General features: G+C 34.5%; 18 protein-coding genes and 1 tRNA gene. 8 read left to right on the top strand and 11 right to left on the bottom strand.

From position 1 onward, the window contains the following. Positions 1-7: 7 nt before the first annotated feature. From groL to R2I74_RS07060, 3 genes are all read left to right on the top strand, one after another. Positions 8-1,660, top strand: a complete 1,653-nt coding sequence (groL, locus tag R2I74_RS07070; RefSeq protein WP_316354897.1) for a chaperonin GroEL — start codon at positions 8-10, stop codon at positions 1,658-1,660. Between the two features lie 604 nt (positions 1,661-2,264). Next, on the top strand, positions 2,265-3,467 hold the full coding sequence (locus tag R2I74_RS07065) for a pyridoxal phosphate-dependent aminotransferase (protein WP_316354894.1): 1,203 nt from the start codon (positions 2,265-2,267) through the stop codon (positions 3,465-3,467). Beyond that, complete coding sequence (locus R2I74_RS07060; protein ID WP_316354892.1) at positions 3,464-4,111, top strand: lysophospholipid acyltransferase family protein; 648 nt, start codon at positions 3,464-3,466, stop codon at positions 4,109-4,111. Before R2I74_RS07065 ends, R2I74_RS07060 begins: the two co-directional genes overlap by 4 nt. Before the next feature lie 246 nt (positions 4,112-4,357). Here the strand turns inward: R2I74_RS07060 and R2I74_RS07055 are convergent, their stop codons facing one another. From R2I74_RS07055 to R2I74_RS07030, 6 genes are all read right to left on the bottom strand, one after another. Beyond that, the gene (locus R2I74_RS07055) at positions 4,358-4,807 is read right to left on the bottom strand and encodes a PPC domain-containing DNA-binding protein (protein WP_316354889.1); all 450 of its coding nucleotides are present in this window, start codon (positions 4,805-4,807) and stop codon (positions 4,358-4,360) included. A gap of 41 nt (positions 4,808-4,848) precedes the next feature. Then, entirely contained in the window at positions 4,849-5,676 is an 828-nt protein-coding gene (gene flgH / locus R2I74_RS07050) for a flagellar basal body L-ring protein FlgH (protein ID WP_316354887.1), read from the bottom strand. Positions 5,677-6,003: 327 nt separating this feature from the next. After that, entirely contained in the window at positions 6,004-6,741 is a 738-nt protein-coding gene (flgA, locus tag R2I74_RS07045; protein ID WP_316354885.1) for a flagellar basal body P-ring formation chaperone FlgA, read from the bottom strand. Positions 6,742-7,007: 266 nt separating this feature from the next. Further along, a complete protein-coding gene (locus R2I74_RS07040) occupies positions 7,008-7,808 on the bottom strand; it encodes a flagellar hook-basal body protein (protein WP_316354883.1) in 801 nt (266 codons plus the stop codon). 373 nt (positions 7,809-8,181) lie between these two features. Then, positions 8,182-8,631: a hypothetical protein gene (locus R2I74_RS07035; RefSeq protein ID WP_316354881.1), complete on the bottom strand. Its 450-nt coding sequence runs from the start codon at positions 8,629-8,631 to the stop codon at positions 8,182-8,184. Between the two features lie 175 nt (positions 8,632-8,806). Then, entirely contained in the window at positions 8,807-9,616 is an 810-nt protein-coding gene (locus R2I74_RS07030; RefSeq protein ID WP_316354879.1) for a flagellar hook-basal body complex protein, read from the bottom strand. A gap of 138 nt (positions 9,617-9,754) precedes the next feature. On the opposite strand from R2I74_RS07030, the gene R2I74_RS07025 reads away from it, so the two are divergent. The 5 genes from R2I74_RS07025 (at position 9,755) to ccmE (ending at position 13,880) form a co-directional block, all read left to right on the top strand. Further along, entirely contained in the window at positions 9,755-10,312 is a 558-nt protein-coding gene (locus R2I74_RS07025) for a flagellar basal body-associated FliL family protein (RefSeq protein ID WP_316354876.1), read from the top strand. A gap of 231 nt (positions 10,313-10,543) precedes the next feature. Next, entirely contained in the window at positions 10,544-11,506 is a 963-nt protein-coding gene (locus tag R2I74_RS07020; RefSeq protein ID WP_316354873.1) for a FliM/FliN family flagellar motor switch protein, read from the top strand. Positions 11,507-11,511: 5 nt separating this feature from the next. After that, positions 11,512-12,120, top strand: coding sequence for a DUF6468 domain-containing protein (locus tag R2I74_RS07015; protein WP_316354870.1), 609 nt, complete (start codon positions 11,512-11,514; stop codon positions 12,118-12,120). Further along, positions 12,117-12,908 (top strand): MotE family protein, encoded by a 792-nt coding sequence (locus R2I74_RS07010; protein WP_316354869.1) that lies wholly within the window; start codon positions 12,117-12,119, stop codon positions 12,906-12,908. Before R2I74_RS07015 ends, R2I74_RS07010 begins: the two co-directional genes overlap by 4 nt. 561 nt (positions 12,909-13,469) lie before the next feature. Beyond that, positions 13,470-13,880: a cytochrome c maturation protein CcmE gene (ccmE, locus tag R2I74_RS07005; protein WP_316354866.1), complete on the top strand. Its 411-nt coding sequence runs from the start codon at positions 13,470-13,472 to the stop codon at positions 13,878-13,880. 313 nt (positions 13,881-14,193) lie between these two features. Here the strand turns inward: ccmE and R2I74_RS07000 are convergent, their stop codons facing one another. From R2I74_RS07000 to R2I74_RS06980, 5 genes are all read right to left on the bottom strand, one after another. After that, positions 14,194-16,116, bottom strand: coding sequence for a hypothetical protein (locus R2I74_RS07000; RefSeq protein ID WP_316354863.1), 1,923 nt, complete (start codon positions 16,114-16,116; stop codon positions 14,194-14,196). Between the two features lie 646 nt (positions 16,117-16,762). Beyond that, positions 16,763-17,629 (bottom strand): aminoglycoside phosphotransferase family protein, encoded by an 867-nt coding sequence (locus R2I74_RS06995; RefSeq protein WP_316354861.1) that lies wholly within the window; start codon positions 17,627-17,629, stop codon positions 16,763-16,765. Between the two features lie 237 nt (positions 17,630-17,866). Then, a tRNA-Ser gene (locus tag R2I74_RS06990) sits at positions 17,867-17,955 on the bottom strand. A 101-nt stretch (positions 17,956-18,056) separates the two neighbouring features. After that, on the bottom strand, positions 18,057-18,482 hold the full coding sequence (locus tag R2I74_RS06985) for a response regulator (protein ID WP_316354859.1): 426 nt from the start codon (positions 18,480-18,482) through the stop codon (positions 18,057-18,059). Positions 18,483-18,493: 11 nt separating this feature from the next. Further along, the gene (locus R2I74_RS06980; RefSeq protein WP_316354856.1) at positions 18,494-19,846 is read right to left on the bottom strand and encodes a sensor histidine kinase; all 1,353 of its coding nucleotides are present in this window, start codon (positions 19,844-19,846) and stop codon (positions 18,494-18,496) included. Positions 19,847-19,952: the final 106 nt, after the last annotated feature.

The raw sequence follows: 19,952 nt of genomic DNA, 5'->3' as shown, positions 1-19,952 counted from the left end.
ATTGAGTATGAGTGGAAAAAAAATTATATACAATACTAAAGCGCGCGAAGAAATGTTACGTGGTGTAGATATTTTAGCAGACACTGTAAAGGTAACTTTAGGACCAAAAGGTCGCAATGTCGCTATAGAACAGTCCTTTGGCGCACCAAAAATTACTAAAGATGGCGTTACTGTTGCTAAAGCAATTGAGCTCAAAGATAAAGCTCAAAATCTTGGAGCGCAATTGATGAGATCGGTTGCCAGTAAAACTGCTGATGTAGCTGGAGACGGCACTACTACTGCTACAGTATTAGCTCAGGCGATAGCTAGAGAAGGCCATAAAGCAGTTGCCGCCGGCTTCAATCCTATGGATTTAAAGCGTGGCATTGATCTAGCAACTCACGCTGTCATTGAAGATATAAAGAAAGCCAGTAAAAAAATCAGTAGCCAGGAAGAAATAGCCCAAGTTGGCACTATTTCTTCTAATGGTGACAAGGAAATTGGTGAACAAATTGCCAAAGCCATGGAAAAAGTAGGAAAAGAAGGAGTTATTACTGTCGAAGAAGCAAAAAACTTTGGCTTTGAAGTTGAAGTAGTAGAAGGAATGATGTTTGACCGAGGCTATCTATCGCCATATTTTGTCACTAATGCAGAAAAAATGATTGCCGAGCTAGAAAATCCTTGCATTTTATTATTTGAGAAAAAATTATCAGGTCTACAACCAATGTTACCGGTACTTGAATCAGTAGTACAATCAGGTCGTCCGCTGCTAGTAATCGCAGAAGATGTTGAAGGAGAAGCTTTAGCAACATTAGTAGTTAATAAATTACGTGGTGGTTTAAAAGTTGCTGCGGTAAAAGCACCAGGTTTTGGTGATAGAAGAAAAGCAATGCTTGACGATATTGCCGTGCTCACCGGTGGTCAGGTAATTAGTGAAGATCTGGGGATGAAACTTGAGAATATCAATATCAAGATGCTTGGTACTGCTAAAAAAGTTACTATTTCCAAAGAAAATACTGTGATTATTGATGGAGCTGGTAATAAGGCTGACATTGAAGCTCGTTGTTCACAAATACGTAACCAAGCAGAAGAATCCACTTCCGATTATGATAAAGAAAAATTACAGGAACGTCTGGCAAAACTTGCTGGTGGCATTGCCGTATTAAAAGTCGGTGGTGCAACTGAAGTTGAAGTTAAAGAAAGAAAAGATCGAGTAGAAGATGCATTAAATGCTACTAGAGCTGCAGTCGAAGAAGGCGTTGTTGCTGGTGGTGGTGTCACTTTATTTTATGCTGCTAAAGTACTGGATACCCTAAAAGGTGCAAATGACGATCAACAAGCTGGTATTAATATAGTAAAGAAAGCATTACAGGCTCCTGTAAGACAAATTGCTGAAAATGCTGGTGTCGATGGTGCTATCGTCATTGGAAAATTAAGCGAAAGTAAGGACAAGCATTTCGGTTTTAATGCTCAGGACATGACTTATACTGATATGCTTAAGGCAGGAATCATTGATCCGACTAAAGTAGTGCGTACAGCTTTACAAGATGCAGCATCCGTTGCTTCATTAATTATTACTACTGAAGCACTAATTATCGATGAACCATCTGATAAAGATGAATCATCTATGCCTGGAGGCCGTGGTGGTATGGGTGGTATGGGCGGCGGTATGGACTTCTAAGAAAAGTCGTATTTTAGCCTAAACTGTTCAACAAACTATCTAAGTCAAGTTTAATAGTTAATAGCCATTGTATAGGTTCAGCTATTCTGGAACCAAGTTGCTGAACCTATACAATCTCGAGTACAGGATGTCATCCTACACAAAAAATCATCCCGAACTTGTTTCGGTATCTTATCAGGACTTCATAAGCTCCTGAAATAAATTCGGGATGCATTGTGTATGTGTTTGGGATAAACCTAGACCTCTCACAAACTCAAGAATTTGATCGTTATTTACCACATATAGCAAAGAGCGTTAAGGTAGTGACTTTAAATTTAAAGGCGAGCAGCTCCGCGTACATTAGTTTGTTTCGCACAACTGAGACCAGCAAAATTTGATGTTACTACCTTAACGCTCGAAGCTATACTATTACTATTAGGTACTCAAATAATGAATTTACCATAGGTTGGACTTCCTCTTCTCCCCATTCAAAAATCTATAGAATCAAAGATCTAATTTTATCTTATATACTTTTTTATCAAGACATAATTTGATTTTATTACTAATAACTAATATAATCCTTCCTTGCCATTAGTTACTATTTTGAAAATGGAGTATAAAATCTATGCAATTATTGTCTGAACGTCTAAAAGTAATTAAACCATCGCCTACTTTGGCAGTTGCCCAAAGAGCCGCTGAATTAAAAACACAGGGAATAGACATTATTTCTTTAGGAGCAGGAGAACCAGACTTTGATACACCTGAAAATATCAAAGACGCTGCTATTGACGGCATACGTCGCGGGGTGACCAAATATACTAATGTTGATGGTATGCCACTGTTAAAACAGGCCGTACAAGGTAAATTTAAACGAGAAAATAATATAGATTATCAATTAGATGAAATTATCGTGGGTAATGGAGGTAAACAAGTTATATATAACTTGTTTATGGCTTCACTAAATGATGGGGATGAAGTAATTATTCCCGCCCCTTATTGGGTATCTTATCCTGATATGACATTATTAGCTGGTGGAGTGCCGGTATTTGTTAAATGTGAAATGCAGAGTGACTTTAAGTTAACACCAACCGCATTTGAGCGCGCCATTACTGCAAAAACCAAATGGGTAATAATTAATTCCCCTAGTAATCCTACTGGTGCTACATATTCGCATGATGAGCTAGCTCAACTTGCAGAAGTGGTACGCAAATATCCACATATATATGTGATGTCTGATGATATATACGAGCATGTAGTATTTGATGATTTTAAATTTTTTACCTTTGCTCAGGTAGCGCCTGACTTAAAAGATAGAATATTTATTGTAAATGGAGTATCAAAATCCTATTCTATGACCGGTTGGCGAATAGGTTATGGTGCTGGCGACAAGCGATTGATTAAAGCTATGACTATTCTCCAATCACAAAGCACCTCAAATCCATCTTCTATCAGTCAAATAGCTGCTATCGAAGCATTAAATGGTAAGCAAGATTTTATCAAAGTCAATGCTTTGGGATTTCAGCAAAAACGTGACTTAGCACTATCCATTTTCAAACGAACAAAAGGTTTAACTTGTTATAAACCTGAGGGCGCTTTTTATTTATTTCCAGATTGCAAAGCTTTGTTTGGATTACGTGATCCAAGAGGCAAAGTAATTAATAACAGCAACGATCTAGGACAATATTTACTGGAAGATGCAAATGTTGCAGTAGTGCCTGGCATTGCTTTTGGGCTCGATGGCTATTTTAGAATTTCGTATGCAACCTCACTAGATACAATTGAGACAGCATTAGAACGAATAGAAACTGCTTGCAATAAACTACTGTGACTAAAAAATTTCTAAAATCGTTGCTAAAAAGAAATGAGGTTATTTTTCGACTATTATCAACCATAATATATTGGTATTTAAAAATAGTATATGCTACTGCAAAGTGCCACTTTATTTGGCCAGATAATTATGGTAAAGAACAATTTTTATCAGAACGTAAAGTAATTTTTGCCATGTGGCATAACAGACTTGCTTTTGGTCCACAAATTTTTTGTGGGCAAAAAAATACTTTAGCACTAGTATCATCTCATGCTGATGGTAAAATTATTAGTAGAGTTATCAATAAATTTGGTTTTGGAATTATCGAAGGATCTACTAATCGTAATCCTGTTGGTGCATTGAAGAACATTATTCAAAAATTATCATCTGGAGCAAATATAGTAATTACTCCAGATGGACCTCGTGGCCCTATATACAAAATTAATAGTAATATTACGACCATTGCCAAAAAATATAATGCAAAATTAATACCTGTATCCTGCGAAGCAACTAAATATTTTTTGTTAAAAAGTTGGGATCAACTGATAATGCCTTTACCATTCAGTGATATCAAAGTGATCATTGGCAAACCATTACAATTGTTAGATATACAAGAACAAAATGATGGTAATTTACAACAAATTTTAATGGAACTTGGTAATTAAGCTAACCAACTTTTTTTATTTGTATGGAAATAAAGGCACGTCAGATCAGTATACCTCTACGACTTATAAAGATATTTCGCCACTGTCATTGCGAGGAGATTTAATCGACAAAACAATCCAGGAATCAGCCCAAATAGCTGATAAAGACTAGATTGCCCACGCGAACTTGACGTTCGCTCGCAATGACACTTTTGCTAGAATCCGTGAACAACGCTCACCTAAGATTTTGCTCCCATGTCTCTTTTGTTAAGAATGATCTTCTAATATTATTAACTCATCATAACCAGATAATGGTTCAAACTGCCTTGTAAACACCACTCCAGCAATGCTACCTATAATTATCTCACCAGTAGTTCGTATTATATTTTCTTCTAACAAATGCCCTCCTGATATTTGTCCATTTTCGTCAGATACGGCAATATGTAAATGCATCTTACCGCTCTTATCTAATGTACCGACTAAAGACATTATTTCATATTTTCCTGACTTTTTATCACCATCTTTTTTACCGGCAAATCGTATATTAACTGACTTAAGACTGCCAACAGCAGTTAAAATGCAACCAGCTTTTATATCATTATTTATTACAAAGCTTACTATTTCTTTTTTTAAATCTTTTCCTGGAAGCAAACGTAACACATGTACTTCTAAAGCATGAGCAAGATTAGTTACCTTTGAAGACACTAAATTTCTCATTGAATTTAGATTCTGTGAACAAATTTTTACAAGAATAATACTTAAAAAGGTGAAATAGCATCTATGATTTGAGATCCTACTCTTGGTTGCTGTACATCACTAACTACCCCACGACCACCATAAGAGATACGAGCCTCAGCAACTTGATCAGAATTAATAGAGTTAGTAGAACTAATATCCTTTGGTCTAATAATACCAGCAACTTTTATTTCTCTAAGTTCGTAATTTACTCGTATTTCCTGGTGACCTTGTATTACTAAATTACCGTTCGGTAATACTCTAGTAACTAATGCAGCAATCTCAGTACTAATATTTTCTTGGCGAGCGATATTACCACTACCCTTGTGACTACGAGTAGTATTAGTACTTAGCAATGACGCAGGGTCTGCGTTTCTGGAAATTGTATGAGCCAAAGCTCTTTCTTTGCCAAACAAGCTAGGAATACCCATTGTATCAGAGCCATCACGACTCTGGTTAGTAGTATTATTAAGTTTTGCGCTATCCTTAATTAATACCACTACTTTTACAATATCACCAATACGCCATGCACGATTATCTCTAAAAAAAGTTATAGAACCTGGCTGCCATAAAGAATTAGTTTTTCTCATGTAACTTCTTTGTTGCTCCAGCTTAACTTGGTCTATATCGTCCGCTTCTTCATCAGCTGTTGGTAGCGCTACCTGAGCAAGCTCAGGGCTACGCCCTACTCGCTTTAATTTATCCATGGTTTCAGTACAGCTACTCAATAAAAACAATAGTAATATCGAGATTAGCCCTTTGATATAACTTAACTCAATTAAGGATTTCATTGCCAAACAACCTTTTTTATACTCAAGTATTTTGCGTAATTTTGTATTTGTCTTACACATTTTTTAACTATTAAATCTCTTTTACAACTCAACTATGAGAGAGGTAGGGAGAGGACGGGTGCGTAAGTTTACACTAGACCTCACACACACTCTTCGTTCTTACGGATGATTTGTACCTTGGTGTGGCGCAAGAAAAACAAACCAAAATACACTAGAACCAAGCTGCCATATCTTCTGCAAATCCTCTCTTTGACGCGGTTTGTGAGCGAGGTCTATTACATTATGTGACGCAGGCTTACATAGATTTTTTTGAATATTTGAATAGCAGAGCTGATCCCATGTACAAATTATCCGCAAAAGTTAGAGTTTTGGAAAAAGCCTATTGCCTTATTCATCATGCCACCCCACCTGCACTGTATTCTTACTAATTATTTGACCAAGCAATACTATCCCTGTATCTTCATTTTTTACCTTGATCATATCACCTATAGCACCTGTGCCAAGAGCTGTCCCAGAAGTCTTAAGTTTTATCCGTTCAGAACTATAGATAATATTTACAGGATCATTCTGCTTGATTACTGGTGGACGTATTAATTCATTATTTTTAAATAGCATTCCCGCAGTAAAGTTCTTTTTTGTCTGCTTACCTATTATATCATTCTCATCCACCAAATATTGCTCTCTAATACGCAATGCTTTGGTTTTAACTAAAGTAACATCACCTGCTGCAATAATTTCTCCTGCTTTAATAAATCTTGAAGCAAAAGGCATTTCTATGAAAGTTTCGTATCTACCAAATACTTCATCAGTAGAGTCATTATGATACTGTATTTTAGCTTTAAAAGTTGCATAGCTAGGATCAAATCTTACTAAAGATATATTGTCAATTTCTGATTGCCTACGCCTAAAATTCTCTACTCTATCTTTTGATTCATATTGCACTTCAATCAACAGCTGGTTGTTACCAAGTTTCTCATAGATTAAATCTTCTATCTTAGCATCAAACGGATCATCCGCAGCAAAACATGGTGAAAATAAAAATATTAATAATAATATTAAAACTTGCTTTAAAGCAATACTGCTTAATAAATTTGAAAAAGCTCCAACCAATGAATATCTACTCACATGCAAACATTAAGTCTAGTCTGATTCTCAAATACCAACATTAATAACCTTGAAATATTTTGTGAATTACCCCTAGACCTCTTAGATAAACTATCCTGGTTAGTAATTTTGTCGTCAAAACTTGATCCAGTTCCAGCTTATGCAAGAGGTCTATTACATTATCTTTTAATATACTGGCTATACATTGTTTAAACGAACCTTTCTTGAGCTCCGTATAAAAAATTTTACCTTATGGGTAATCTTAATACATTTATACCACATTAAAATTAACTTTTGATGTTATTTACTTCTTTCTCTAGCTCATCCGCCACTTTAATAAAACGTACCCCCAGCTCATAAGCCCGTTGCGCAGCCACTAATTTTGTCAGCATTTCTACAGTCGAGACATTCGACATCTCTAATTTATTTTGTAAGAACCTATTATTTTGGTCAGCAACTTCAAGTGCATCACCGGATCCATCAGTCTCAACCAATGTATTACTTCCTTTTGCTTCCAAACCCTTTTCATTTGGAAAAGTCCAAAGCTGAATTCGTCCAATTTCATTTTGTGCATTTGTTGCAGGATCAGTATAACTTACGGTACCATCTTTAGCAATAGTAACCAATTCAGGCCCTATACCATTAGGAATAGTTATACCGTCTAATAATGGCTCTCCTCTAATAGTAACAATTTGTCCAGTATCTGGATCTATCTTAAATGAACCATCTCTGGTAAACCCTCGGCCATTAGGAAAAGTTGGAATGTTAATTGCAAAATACCCGGCTCCTGCAATAGCAATATCCAACGGCTGGTTAGTTGTTTTGAATGCTCCTTGAGTTAAAATACGATGTATACCGGCAATACTAGCCCCAGAACCTATTTGTGCTCCAACTGGACGTTTACCGGCATCAGCATTTTCCTGTATTCCAGCTCTTTTCAAAGTGTTATAAAAACCATCTTCTGTATCTACTTCAGAAGCCTTGAATCCGGTAGTATTAGCATTTGCAACATTGTTTGCTAATACCTCAATCCTAGTTCTTTCAACTTCTACGGCTGCTGCAGCAGCATTCAAGGCAGCTATGGTCATAATTCAGACTCCTTTACAAATTATAATTCACAATACAATAGAGGCTACTTCATCATCGAATTCATGACAAATTCTCAAGATAAAACAAAACCATTAAATAAAAACTAAAATTTTTACTTATCGAAAAAGTTCATACACACACGAAATCTAGACTTCTGTGAACATTTCATTTCGATAATAAACCTCTCTCACGATTGAGTTTGCAGGAGGTTAATGTTTTAACAAACTGTGTTAAACCGCTATTCCTCTCTTAAACTTATATACAAAACTTCAGCATAAGCCTCGTAAAACCTAAAACTGTACAAATAAAATATTCTAGAAAAGCACCTATTGACAACAAAACAACTGCTTTTTTTTTCTTTTTTCAGTTGATTTAGACATTTATATCTATATTTGAAATTTTATTTATTGGATCTTTATTAGTTAATCTATCCATTTCGTTATTCAATATTTTTTCTATCATTTTTAGCATTTTTTTTAATGTCTCCTGCATTTGTTCACATTTGCGCCTCATGTCAGATACGAATCTGACCTCATCCATACTCAGCTTCTCATTAGCTAAACAACTATCTAATCTTAATATAATATTATCCAGTCCTTGTATCAGATCTTGTATATCCTTACGCTGTAAAAGGTCTGTTTCACCTTTTATGAAATTATTATATTGTTTCTGTATTTGTAAAAAATCGTTTCCTATCATTTTTAATGTGTTATTAGCTATAGAATTAATATCTACTCCTAAACACATGTTTTTCACTTCACCTTTTTTCAGCTGATTTTGATCCAAGTAAGGAATAGAAATAGATGTTATTGCTGATGCCATATTATAATTTCCTATAAAATAATTAAATGTTTCTGATGATTTTATTTAGTAATGAACTAACCTAAATATGTTTTTTTATACAGAAATATGTCTATAGCACATAATTGTATTATTATATAATTACTAACACTTCTTAACAAAAAATTTGATCACAACAGAATTTCTTAATTTTAATCTATTTAGCAACTTTAGTTATTACACTTCTCTCTAAATCAGCTAAGCTAGACATCAAATTATTAGTAGCGCCTAACGACCGTTGTAATTCTACCATCTCTGTCATAGCTTTCGTTGAGCTTACATTTGAACTTCTAAGTGCCCCACTAATAATGGTAAAGTCATCAAGCAAGGTATCACGAACCCTAGTGCTGTACAAATTGTTCCCTTCTTTTATCAATTGATTAATATCAGCTATACTAAAGACTCCAATAATACCGATAATGTCATCGTCTGCATAAATACTACCATCTGCTGCAACTCTAACATCCTGAGTATCAACCGGAATTAATACTGGCTGCCCGTCTCTACTAGCAAAAGGCAACCCTGTTGCATTCACTATCATATACTCGCTGTTGATAAATAACCCACCATTTAACGTATATCGATCACCTTGTTCTGTTAGAATTTTAAAATATCCTTCACTTGCGATTGCTAAATCCATTGAACGATTAGTTACTTGCAAGGTACCACGATCACCATTTTTGTATACGCCTTCAGTGTATACAAAAGAATTAGAGCGTTTTGTTGATTGTTTAGTATCAATATTTTTAAATAACACATTATCTGCTTCATACCCAGTAGTATTTGCATTGGCTACATTATTAGCAACTATTGCAAGTTGTGTCTTTCTGGCCATCTGGTTAGATAATGTAATGTAAGTGCTATTACTGGCACAAGTTGAATTGCCATAAAACGACATTACAATAATCACAACAATGTATCTAAATGAGACAATCATCGGCGTTAGCAGAGTTAAACTGTGTATCATAAACTCAATAATAGATTAAAGTTTTACATTCTCAAAAGATTTCAGTAGAGAAAAAATAAATCTACATGTATTTGTATATGATAATGTTTAAAACTGCTACAAATTTCAAACAGATAACTAATCAATAATTTGATCAATATGGCAAAAAGTTTTTTTGATGCACCAGACGAGCCCCTGACTCCAACGGCTACTACTAACCCAGGTGTTGCATCAACCGATAAAACTCAAAGTGATAAAAAAATTAAAAAAATTGCGCTAATTATTATTCCATTATTAATTTGTGCTGTCGCCGGGGCTTATTTTTTCTTCAAAATAGTAAGAAAACCAAAAACATATAGCGATAATAGCAGGGATGCTGCAGCTGTTGCTGATACTGCTGAAGCTATCACTAACAGCTATGTTGCACTAGAACCAATGATAGTTAATTTAGCAGCAAACGAAAAAGGTAAGCCAGTGTATCTAAGATTAACTCTTACATTACGAGTATCCTCTGAAACTGAAACTAAACTAGTGCAAGCAAAAACGCCAATGATTATCGATAATTTTCAAGCTTTCTTAACCGGATTAAGACCAGCTGATCTTAGCGGCACTGGTGGTATACTGCTATTAAAGGAAGAACTAACAAAACGAATTAATAAGATAGTTGCTCCCATGATAATTAAAGATGTATTATTTAAAGAAATGATGATTAACTGAGTTTTAACAAATAGGCTTCCTGTCAAAATATATAGACTTCTTTCGAAACTCAGTTGAAGAGAGAGGATTTGAAGGAGATACGGAACCTCGACCCACAGCGTACTGTTTGGTTTGTTTCGGATTCGAGTACCGGATCTGGTACAAATCATCCACAAAAGTAGAGTTTCAAAAGGAAGTCTATTTAACAAGCAGTGAATTTAAATACAGTTAAAAAAGCGAGAAAAAGCAATTATGTCTAGTGATAACATAGAAAATAATCCTAATATTGATTTAAATCGCGAGCGCGAACCAACTACCCACTCTTTGTTATCTACAGGAGTTAAAGCTGTATTAGATCAAGCATTACAATCATACGAAAGATTACCAATGCTTGAAATTGTGTTTGAAAAATTTTCACAACATCTTGCTACTGCCTTTCGACATTTAACCTCAGAGGCTGTGGATGTAGAAATTGTAAGTTTTGATTCGTTACGATTTGGAGAATATTTTAAAACGATGAAAGCACCGTTACCAATAGTCGTATTTAAGGCTATTGAATGGGAAAATCTTGGATTGCTAATTTTAGATGATAGTCTAGTATTTACTTTTATTGATATTTTACTGGGTGGGAAAAAAAATGCTACTGCTCAAGTAAAACGTGAAGCATCCATAGGATTGACTTCCATTGAGCAAGGGATTGTCAAACAAATCTCTGAAATAGTGCTGACAGAATTAGGACATGCCTTTGAACCGGTTAGTTCCACTACTTTTTCCTTAGAACGATTAGAAACTAATCCTAATTTTGCTACAATTACCAGGCCAGGAGATGCCATTATTGTACTTAAAATTAAAATAGAAATCGAAAATCGTGCAGTCTATATGGATCTAGTGATACCATATAAAACTATTGAACCTATTAAAGAACAGTTGCAACAAGTATTTTTTGGCGATAAATTTGGAAATGATATAGTCTGGGAAGAGATGATATTCAACGCAGTTTATCAGATTGACTTACCTATTGAAGCAGTAATTATTAATAGACCCACTCCTTTGTGTGAAGTTGTTAATTTAAAAATTGGTGATACAATTGTAATTGATCATGTTCAACATGAAGATATATTAGTACGTTCTGGGCATATCGCTTTATTCAAAGGTCAAATTGGTAAAGTTGAAAATAAAGTAGCTGTTAGCATAACCAATATTATTGAAGATTAGACAAAATGTTGTTAGATTTTTTATTGATCATCCTGATTGGAATTTGTATCACCTATTGTTGGGTATTAAATCGTCGTATCCAAGATTTGCAGAATAGTCGTATCGAATTTGCTAGAATGGTTAAAGAACTAAATGTGTCAATTGTAAAAGCTGCTGCTAGCGTTACTGAACTCAATGAATGTGCTACGATGACTAATAAAGAGTTGAAATCTTCTATAGATTCTGCCAACAGCATCTATCAAGAACTGCTAATGCTTAATGAAATTGGTAATAATTTGGCTGATTCTTTAAGCCAACAAATCACAAGCTTACACAATAGCAGTAGAAATTATACTAACAGCAAAGCTTCATCAGATGTACAACAATCTTATTCACAATATGTTGATAATAGCGATGATCCTTTAAAATCAAAATTTACTGATGATGATTTAGCGGAAGAAGTAGATACATCTAATGCCTACGCTAATACCAATACAACATCCAATCAAGCAGATTACGCCAATCAGTTTAAAAAGTTTTTAAACAATATAGTAACTAAAAAAACTGATGATGGAATTACTCTAAATCAATTAAATTATTATGATTCTTTAAGAAGGGTTAGTACAAAAAAATGAAGATTAAATTCTTTTCTCCTATTTTAGTAATATTGATGACTGTCTTATCAGCAAAGCTATGGACATTATTCAATAAAATTGAAGCACATGCTGGTTACACCACAGATACTGCAGCAACTTCTATTCTAGTAGATAATGCATATGCTACTGATAAAAAAACCAATGACACTGAAACTCAACAAGTTTATGATAATTATCTAGATCAGAAACCAGACAATACTCCGCAAAAAAACGAACCCCCAAAAGTAGAAAATGCTAATCAGGAAACCAACAATAAACCGGGAAGCAAAACTGGGAATAAATCAGGAAATAAACCGCCTCCAACGCCACAACCATCGCAACCAGTAGGAACCTCTTTGTTAGAAACACCTAATATTAGTAACGCCGAACTGAAATTATTGAAAGAGCTATCAAAAAGACGTGTGGAACTAAATAAAAATCAAGAAGAGCTAAAAGTTCGTGAACAAGTCCTAAGAGCCACTGAAAATAAAATCGACCAAAAAATGCTTGAACTCAAAGATCTCCAAGCCAAACTTGAAGAAGTGATGAAACAATATGATCAAAAAGAACTTGGTCGGATTATGAGTTTAGTGAAGATTTATGAGAATATGAAACCAAGAGATGCTGCAAAAATATTCAATGAACTTGAAATGCCGGTATTATTGCAGGTTGTTAGTAATATGAAAGAAATTAAAGTCTCTCCAGTTCTTGCTAGCATGGATCCTATGAAAGCACGCGACTTATCTATTGAACTTGCAAAACAAAAAACAATAACTGTAGGAAATTAACGCTTTTGGCTATCGATAGTTATTTACAGTTAGGTTATTTATTTACTTTATTAATTCTAGTTGGATTATTTATTCAAAATTGGTTTATATATATTAAGTCCATTAACCTACCAAAAAAATCCGAGCTCGACAAAAACAGTCAGTAGGCAGTTTAAGTTATAATAAATTATATGGATCGTTACACCAATGCACTACCGTCTTTGTGTTCACTATATATAGCTTCTCCAGTTGGATTATGGTACGTCAATTTTCAAGTCTCAGCTGTGCACAACAAATAATCTACCTCGCTCTGAAATTAACGTACCATAATCCAACTGGCTTTGCTATAACTGTTTGCACAGGCGAGACTTGAGATTCATTCCTAATTCACCTTAATTATATTTACCTCTCTCACAAACTAAAGCATGAGAGAGGGGTGTTCGGAGACATGGAACCCTCAACTAGCAACGCACTTTAGGTCTGTTCCGAATTTGAGTGCCGGCACCGAGGTATAAATCATCCGCAGAAATAGAGTTTCTAAAGAGGTCTATTCTAATTATTTCTAAATTCACTCGTATATTAATGCTTAAGAAAACCAAAAACAGGCTATTGTTAATATTATGCTCTATAACTTCTTGTGCATTGGGCGTATATATTATTTTGTATAACCTTGAGCAAAATATCACTTTCTTTTATCCACCTTCAAAGATAACTTCTGCTCCACTGAATCAGGAAATTAGAATAGGTGGTATTGTAAAACCTAATTCGATTAGCAAGTTAAAAGCTAATGAGATAATTTTTACAATTACCGATCATGTTCAAGAAATAAAAATATTTTATAGAGGTATGCTACCGGCATTATTCAGAGAGAGTCAAGGTATAGTTGCACAAGGGAAATTATCTGGTGATCTATTTATAGCGAACGAATTGTTAACCAAACACGATGAAAATTATATGCCACCTGAAGTAGCACAAGAGTTTAAGAATAAATAATAGATATAATTTCAATGTGAGCGTTGTTCACGGTTTTCGGTTGTCTGATTTACTATTCCTGATAGACTAGAATTTGGGAGATAATTTTTAAAATGTAAGCGTTCACGGTTTTTAAAAAAAAGTCGTCTGAGCTGAGGCTTTTAGTCGAAGCAATCCAGAAGATCTAGTACAAAGAACTGGGATTGCTTCAGAACTAAAGCTCTTCGCAATGACGTTGGTCGCCAGCTTTGTAAGTCGTATATTGACGTTCAATTTTAAAAACCGTGAACGCTTACTTTAAAATTACACAGTTCAGCGCCCTCCACCTTAAACACTAGTTCAATATTTGTCTTGCGAGTTCTTTTATTGCTCCATCTTCATTATTTAAAGCTGTTTTTAAGTTTAAAGCAGCAACTTCTGATAATTGTTGACCATTTATTACCGCTTGTTTAATGGTTAGGGCTGCATTTTTTCTTGCATCAATTGTAATACTATTATTATTTAATCTCGAAGTTAAAGTATTTAACACACTATCCGGCAATTTTTGTAATGCTACTATCGCTATTTGATTTAAAGCAATATTAGCATTACTGCCAGCTTCACTATTACTTCCAGCTATTCTTGCTAATCCAATAATTGATGTTTCTGATAATTCTTGCTTTTGTGATACTAATCCAATAAATCCATATGCTGCTGCTTGTTGTATATCAGAGTTAGTGCTATCTAGCACCTGTTCTAAATTCGTGATTAACGATTCAGGCAATCCATGGCCATTTGCTGCCACATGTCCTAAAACCCAAGTTGCATTTTGTCTTATTGATTCAGGAATATTTGTCTTATTGATAAAACTACTTACTATTTCTAAAGTACTGATAGGCAATTGCTGCTTTTGCTCTCTAACGCAATTTCTTAATGCAGCAGTAGCAGCACCTTGTGCTTCAGAATGAGATAAAGCTTTTTCTAATCCAACAATTGCCATCTCGGATAATGGTGCTTGTTTTGCTAAAAATATAAACCCATATGCTGCATTTGGTACTGTATCATTATCTAGTAATGCTTGCTCTAAACCTAAAATTGCCGTTTTAGGTAATTTTTGACCATCTACTGCCGCATGAGCTAAAATTACAGAAGCATTATGTTTTATTACTTTAAACGAATCTGATTGTTCATGACTATTTAAAAACTTACCTAACATCTCTAATGCATCAGTGGATAATCCCAGTGGTTGACGTTTTGCAAGACCTGCAAGGATGATGCTAACATTCTCTTTATGTACTGTGGATAATTGTTTTTGTAATCCAGCAATGGCTGTTGTAGATAAATTACTCAACTTAGCTACATATGCTAGACCAAGCACTGCATTATTGAGTATATCCCCATTGTGGTCATTCAATAGCATCTCTAGACCAGAAACTGCAATTTCTGGTAATTGCTGACCATTTTTTGCTGCTCTATATAAAATTTCTGCAATCGTTATCTTTCTTAGACCAGACATTTCTGTTATAGATAATATTGTGGACTCAGTAGGAAATTTTAAGACAGAGGGTATATCTACCGCTGCATTCTTGATTAATTCCTGAGAAATTGTTGTTAAGACCGAGTCTGGTAATTGTTGCTTCTTTCCAGCAATGTTATCAAATGCTGCAAGAGCCTGATACGATGCTAGATCGTAAGTACTAGATAAAACTTTCTCCAGTCCAACTAACGTTCTTTCTGAACATTTATGTCCATTACTGATTAAGTTGCCGAAAGCTTCTGCTGCTAGAGCAAGACTAGTTATATCTTTCTTTTCGTTTGAAAATAGAATATCTTCTAATCTGTTAATGTATTTAGGTTTCAGTTCTACATTTTTTTCTCTCGTTTTATCTCTTAAATCTCCAATACTATTTCCGCCACCAAGTCCACGAACATTGCTCTGCAGCCTTGTATCACCATTATCTAATGTAGTATTTGTAATAAAATGATTCTTCAAGTATATTGCACATACTTCTGGAGTCTTGATTTTTTGCATCTCCGGCGGTAAATCATGATCCTTCACTTTGGTTATCTGGCTGGTGTTAATATCAATTATATTAGCACGTACTGCACTACCCATGGTTGAATAAAGTCGTAATTCTTTATTATCACTTATTTTAGCTGTTCCAAGAACATATACATCTTGAGGAGATTGTTTATAATGAGCTGCTATTTTACTTGTGCTATCCTTTAGTGGTAGCTCTTTAGTTTGTTGATTAAGCGAATACTCTATGACTTTCATAATATTTTTCCATTAATTTTATAAAAACTAAGTTTGATGAAATCCTTATTAAATGGCTCTGTGTTCCTTTCTTGATTTTTCGTTTGAAAGAATAATGCTTGTTCTGACTCTTTTTGACTTCTTTTAATAAAATCTTCTTTCCATGCTTTTTCTTTTGCTTTTTCTTGTCGTTCCGCAAACCACTTGGAAAGAAAACCATTCTTATTAGGCGCAACATAATAACACTGCCTTTAAATTACTATAAATTTCAAGTGTTAATATTTAGTAAATTTTATTATAGTACTCCTAATATTTTAGCTAAAATCTGAATAAATGAAATGAGCATGGGGTTAAACGTCAGGTGCGCCACGATCATAGTAATATGATCGGCTGGCGTAGACGGAAATTTGGAGTGTTTGTAGCTATAAGGTCATTTTATAGTTTTAATTATATTGAAATCATAACGTTCAACAAACCATATGCGTCAAGTTAAGGAAAAAGAGACAATACGAACCGTCTAAGCCGAGACCACGATAGTGGTCGTGGCAAATCGGTCAAAAATAATTTTTCACTTGCTGGATTGCTTCGCCATCAGCTCGCAATAACGAGTTATATCACCTCTTTTTCCTTAACTTGAGAGAGTGTTCAACAAATTATAACTTCATGTTCATAACTTATCTAAAATCTTCGTCATCCGTTCCCAATAGTCGATATTACATCTATCCTCTATGCCCCACATCCATGTAAGTACCGCTTGCACGAAACACCAATCAATGATCCGGCGCTCTGATAATTCAAAAAATTCAACGAAACGAGTGATACGATGCTTAATAATACTTAAATGCTTATCTTGCTCAAGTAACTCTGGCATAGGGTTTCTGATAAAGGCAGCTACTTCATAGGCTTTCTCACCAATCACACCTTTTGGATCGATCACCACCCAATCATCACCATTTTTCAAAATATTATCATGATGCAAATCCCCGTGGAGCAATATTTCTTTAGCTGAGGTCTTTAGCAAATTATCACGTAGCCGTTTTGCTTTTTGAAGATATTGTGCTGGTATGCTCCAATCTTTATCTAAAGCTGCAAGCCAATCTTTAATGTGAGGGAATGTGTGTGCATGAGGTATCGGTGCTTTATGCAATCGCTTTATGACATTTGCCATGACATTAATAGCCTCATCATCATTTTCAGGAGAATAGGACTTCAAAGAAACACCAGGGCTTGCACGCATCTGCAGAAGCAAGCCGTTACTTTCTGCAAGCACCTGGACAACACCAAACCCTTGAAGCGCCATTAGTGCTGCAGCTTCCCGTTTGAATCCATCAATATCCAGACCTAATTTTAGAATAATTGCTTTAGAGCCTTGAAAACCAGATAGTACATAATTGTAGCTTAAATTTTCAACTGGCTTTAAATCCAATAATTCATAGGTCGCTTCCACCTGCACGATTAACTTTGGTAAATCAGCTAGCCACTGTTTGCCTACATCAAAGTATAAATTAATAATGTTTTGCTCAAATACTTTCATGAGATATTTTTCCGCGTGAAAATTCGATCATCTTTCAAGGCAGGCTCTTAGGCTCTGTGAATAAACAATAGACCTCTTCAGAAACTGATTCTTAGTGAGGAAGTTTTATTCGATCTGTAGTTGAGCACCGCAGAATATTTAATATATTTGAGGAGCGCAAACAAATTTCGACGACAAAATTACTGCTAAAAATTAGTTTCTGAAGAGGTCTAATGAATTCTATGTATGAGAAATAACTGGCGGAGAGAAGGGGATTCGAACCCCTGACACGCAAAGCGTGAACACGCTTTCCAGGCGAGCGCCTTAAACCACTCGGCCATCTCTCCATAATTAATATAAACTAGTAAATTTTTGAATATGAAGTCAAAATCAAACTAAGCGCTAGGTCTGTAAACAGTGACTTGAGTTAAGTATGGCAAACACACAATTATTTACTTTCAGTGAGTATACACAATTTATGAATGACTTCAAGAAGCGCTTTAGCTGTATACGGTTTATAAATTACATCGATTTCATTTACGCCAATGATTTGTTTTAAATCTGACACAGAAATTGTAAGACCAGTTTGCAATACTATTGGGATATTATGTGACGCTGGATTGCTTCGTATAACACGGTATACTTCATATCCACTAATATCACGTAGGGTAACATCCAAAAGAATTAGTCCTAATTTCTGATAAAATTGTTCCACCAACTCAAGAGCTTCAACTGCACTATAAGCATGGATTACTTTATAGCATGGATCATGTAATATTAAAGATATTACATCATGACATGCTTGATCATCATCTACAAAAAGAATGTTATATGTTTTTTGTTTTGAAGATACTAACCGTAGTGGTTTCGTCATATTATACTAATCTAACTATAATCTAGAGCTGGAATAATAAAACTAAACCTCGCTCCTAGTTGCGGCTTAGGATTATTCTCCGCCCAGATAGTCCCATGATGGGCAGCAATTATTTCACTGCAAATGGCGAGCCCTAGACCTGTTCCCACTATATTTGATGATGACTGCCCTCCACGATTAAATGCATCAAATATAGATTGCAATTCGTGTTCAGGAATACCAATTCCTTGATCAATTAAGCTAAACTGCCAGTAATGTGCTTCAGCCTTATCTACAAACTGTAAAATTGCGGTAATTGTACCAGTATTGGTATACTTTATTGCATTACTAAATAGATTCATTAATAATCTTATTATCTGCATACGATCACCATAGACAAAAGCAGCCTTATCATTAGTTTTGAAAGTTATGTTCAATCTTTTTCCATATAAATACAATATTTTACACTGACGAACAACATCGCGAACTAAGGATACTAGATCAGTTTTATTAAAATTATAGGTCATTTTTCCTGATTCAAGCTTAGATAGATCTAATAAGTCTGTGGTTAAGTTTGTTAAGAATAAACTACTATTAGCTATATTTCTAACTTGTTTTTTACATTCGGCATCATTCATTCCTTCCCAGTTCTCATATACCAACTGTGATATATTATAAATAGCATGAATCGGTGTACGTATTTCATGACTAATATAATTTAATAAATTCGTTTTTGCTTCTAACAACTGTTTTACCTCAACAACTCTTTTTTGTAATTCTATATTTATTACCATGGTATTTTGTAGTAATGTTTGTCGCTCCATCTCAGTAGCTTTAATATTTTTGGCAAAAAAATAACTAGGTAATAAAATACAAAAGCTGGTTAAAGTAGTATGATATAACAAGGAATATTCAAATTGCACTTGGTTATTATTAAATAAATATATAGCTATAGCTAATAGAATGCCTATTACAGCAATACAAACAAAATTCCACCAATCCATTATTAATATATATATAGCTAACCAGAGCAGAAAATTTAGCTGCCATTCCAAGCTATTTGCGTTATTTAATAACATAAAGGTGAAGAAAAATGGTCCTAGATAAACTAAACTTGCATATAAACAAATAAGTCGTACTATATTAAAAGCTTTAGCAGAACATTTATTATATATAATTAAGAAGATAGAGAAAAATAATCCACAAGCCCTCAGCGTGATATTTTCATATTCGAAAAAATCAAAATACTCATTTCTAATATAAAAAAATAAATGCCCTGTAATGCTTAATATACCAAAAATTAATGCGTGTTTTTCTGTTTTAGCAACACCTATTTTTAAAAATTCATGAAATGTCTTAAAATGACAAGTAGTATTCTTTGTCATATGTAAATCGTTATTAAATGTTAATAATAGAGTATACCATAATATTCACATAATGCAACCGCAAAAAGTAAACCTTGGGTTACATCATCACTCGCGTTGTCATCCC

Source organism: Candidatus Trichorickettsia mobilis, assembly GCF_963422225.1.
GTDB classification, from domain to species: domain Bacteria; phylum Pseudomonadota; class Alphaproteobacteria; order Rickettsiales; family Rickettsiaceae; genus Trichorickettsia; species Trichorickettsia mobilis_B.
The sequence above is the reverse complement of the archived record's forward strand: the minus strand, read 5'-3'. Positions and strand labels throughout refer to the sequence as shown.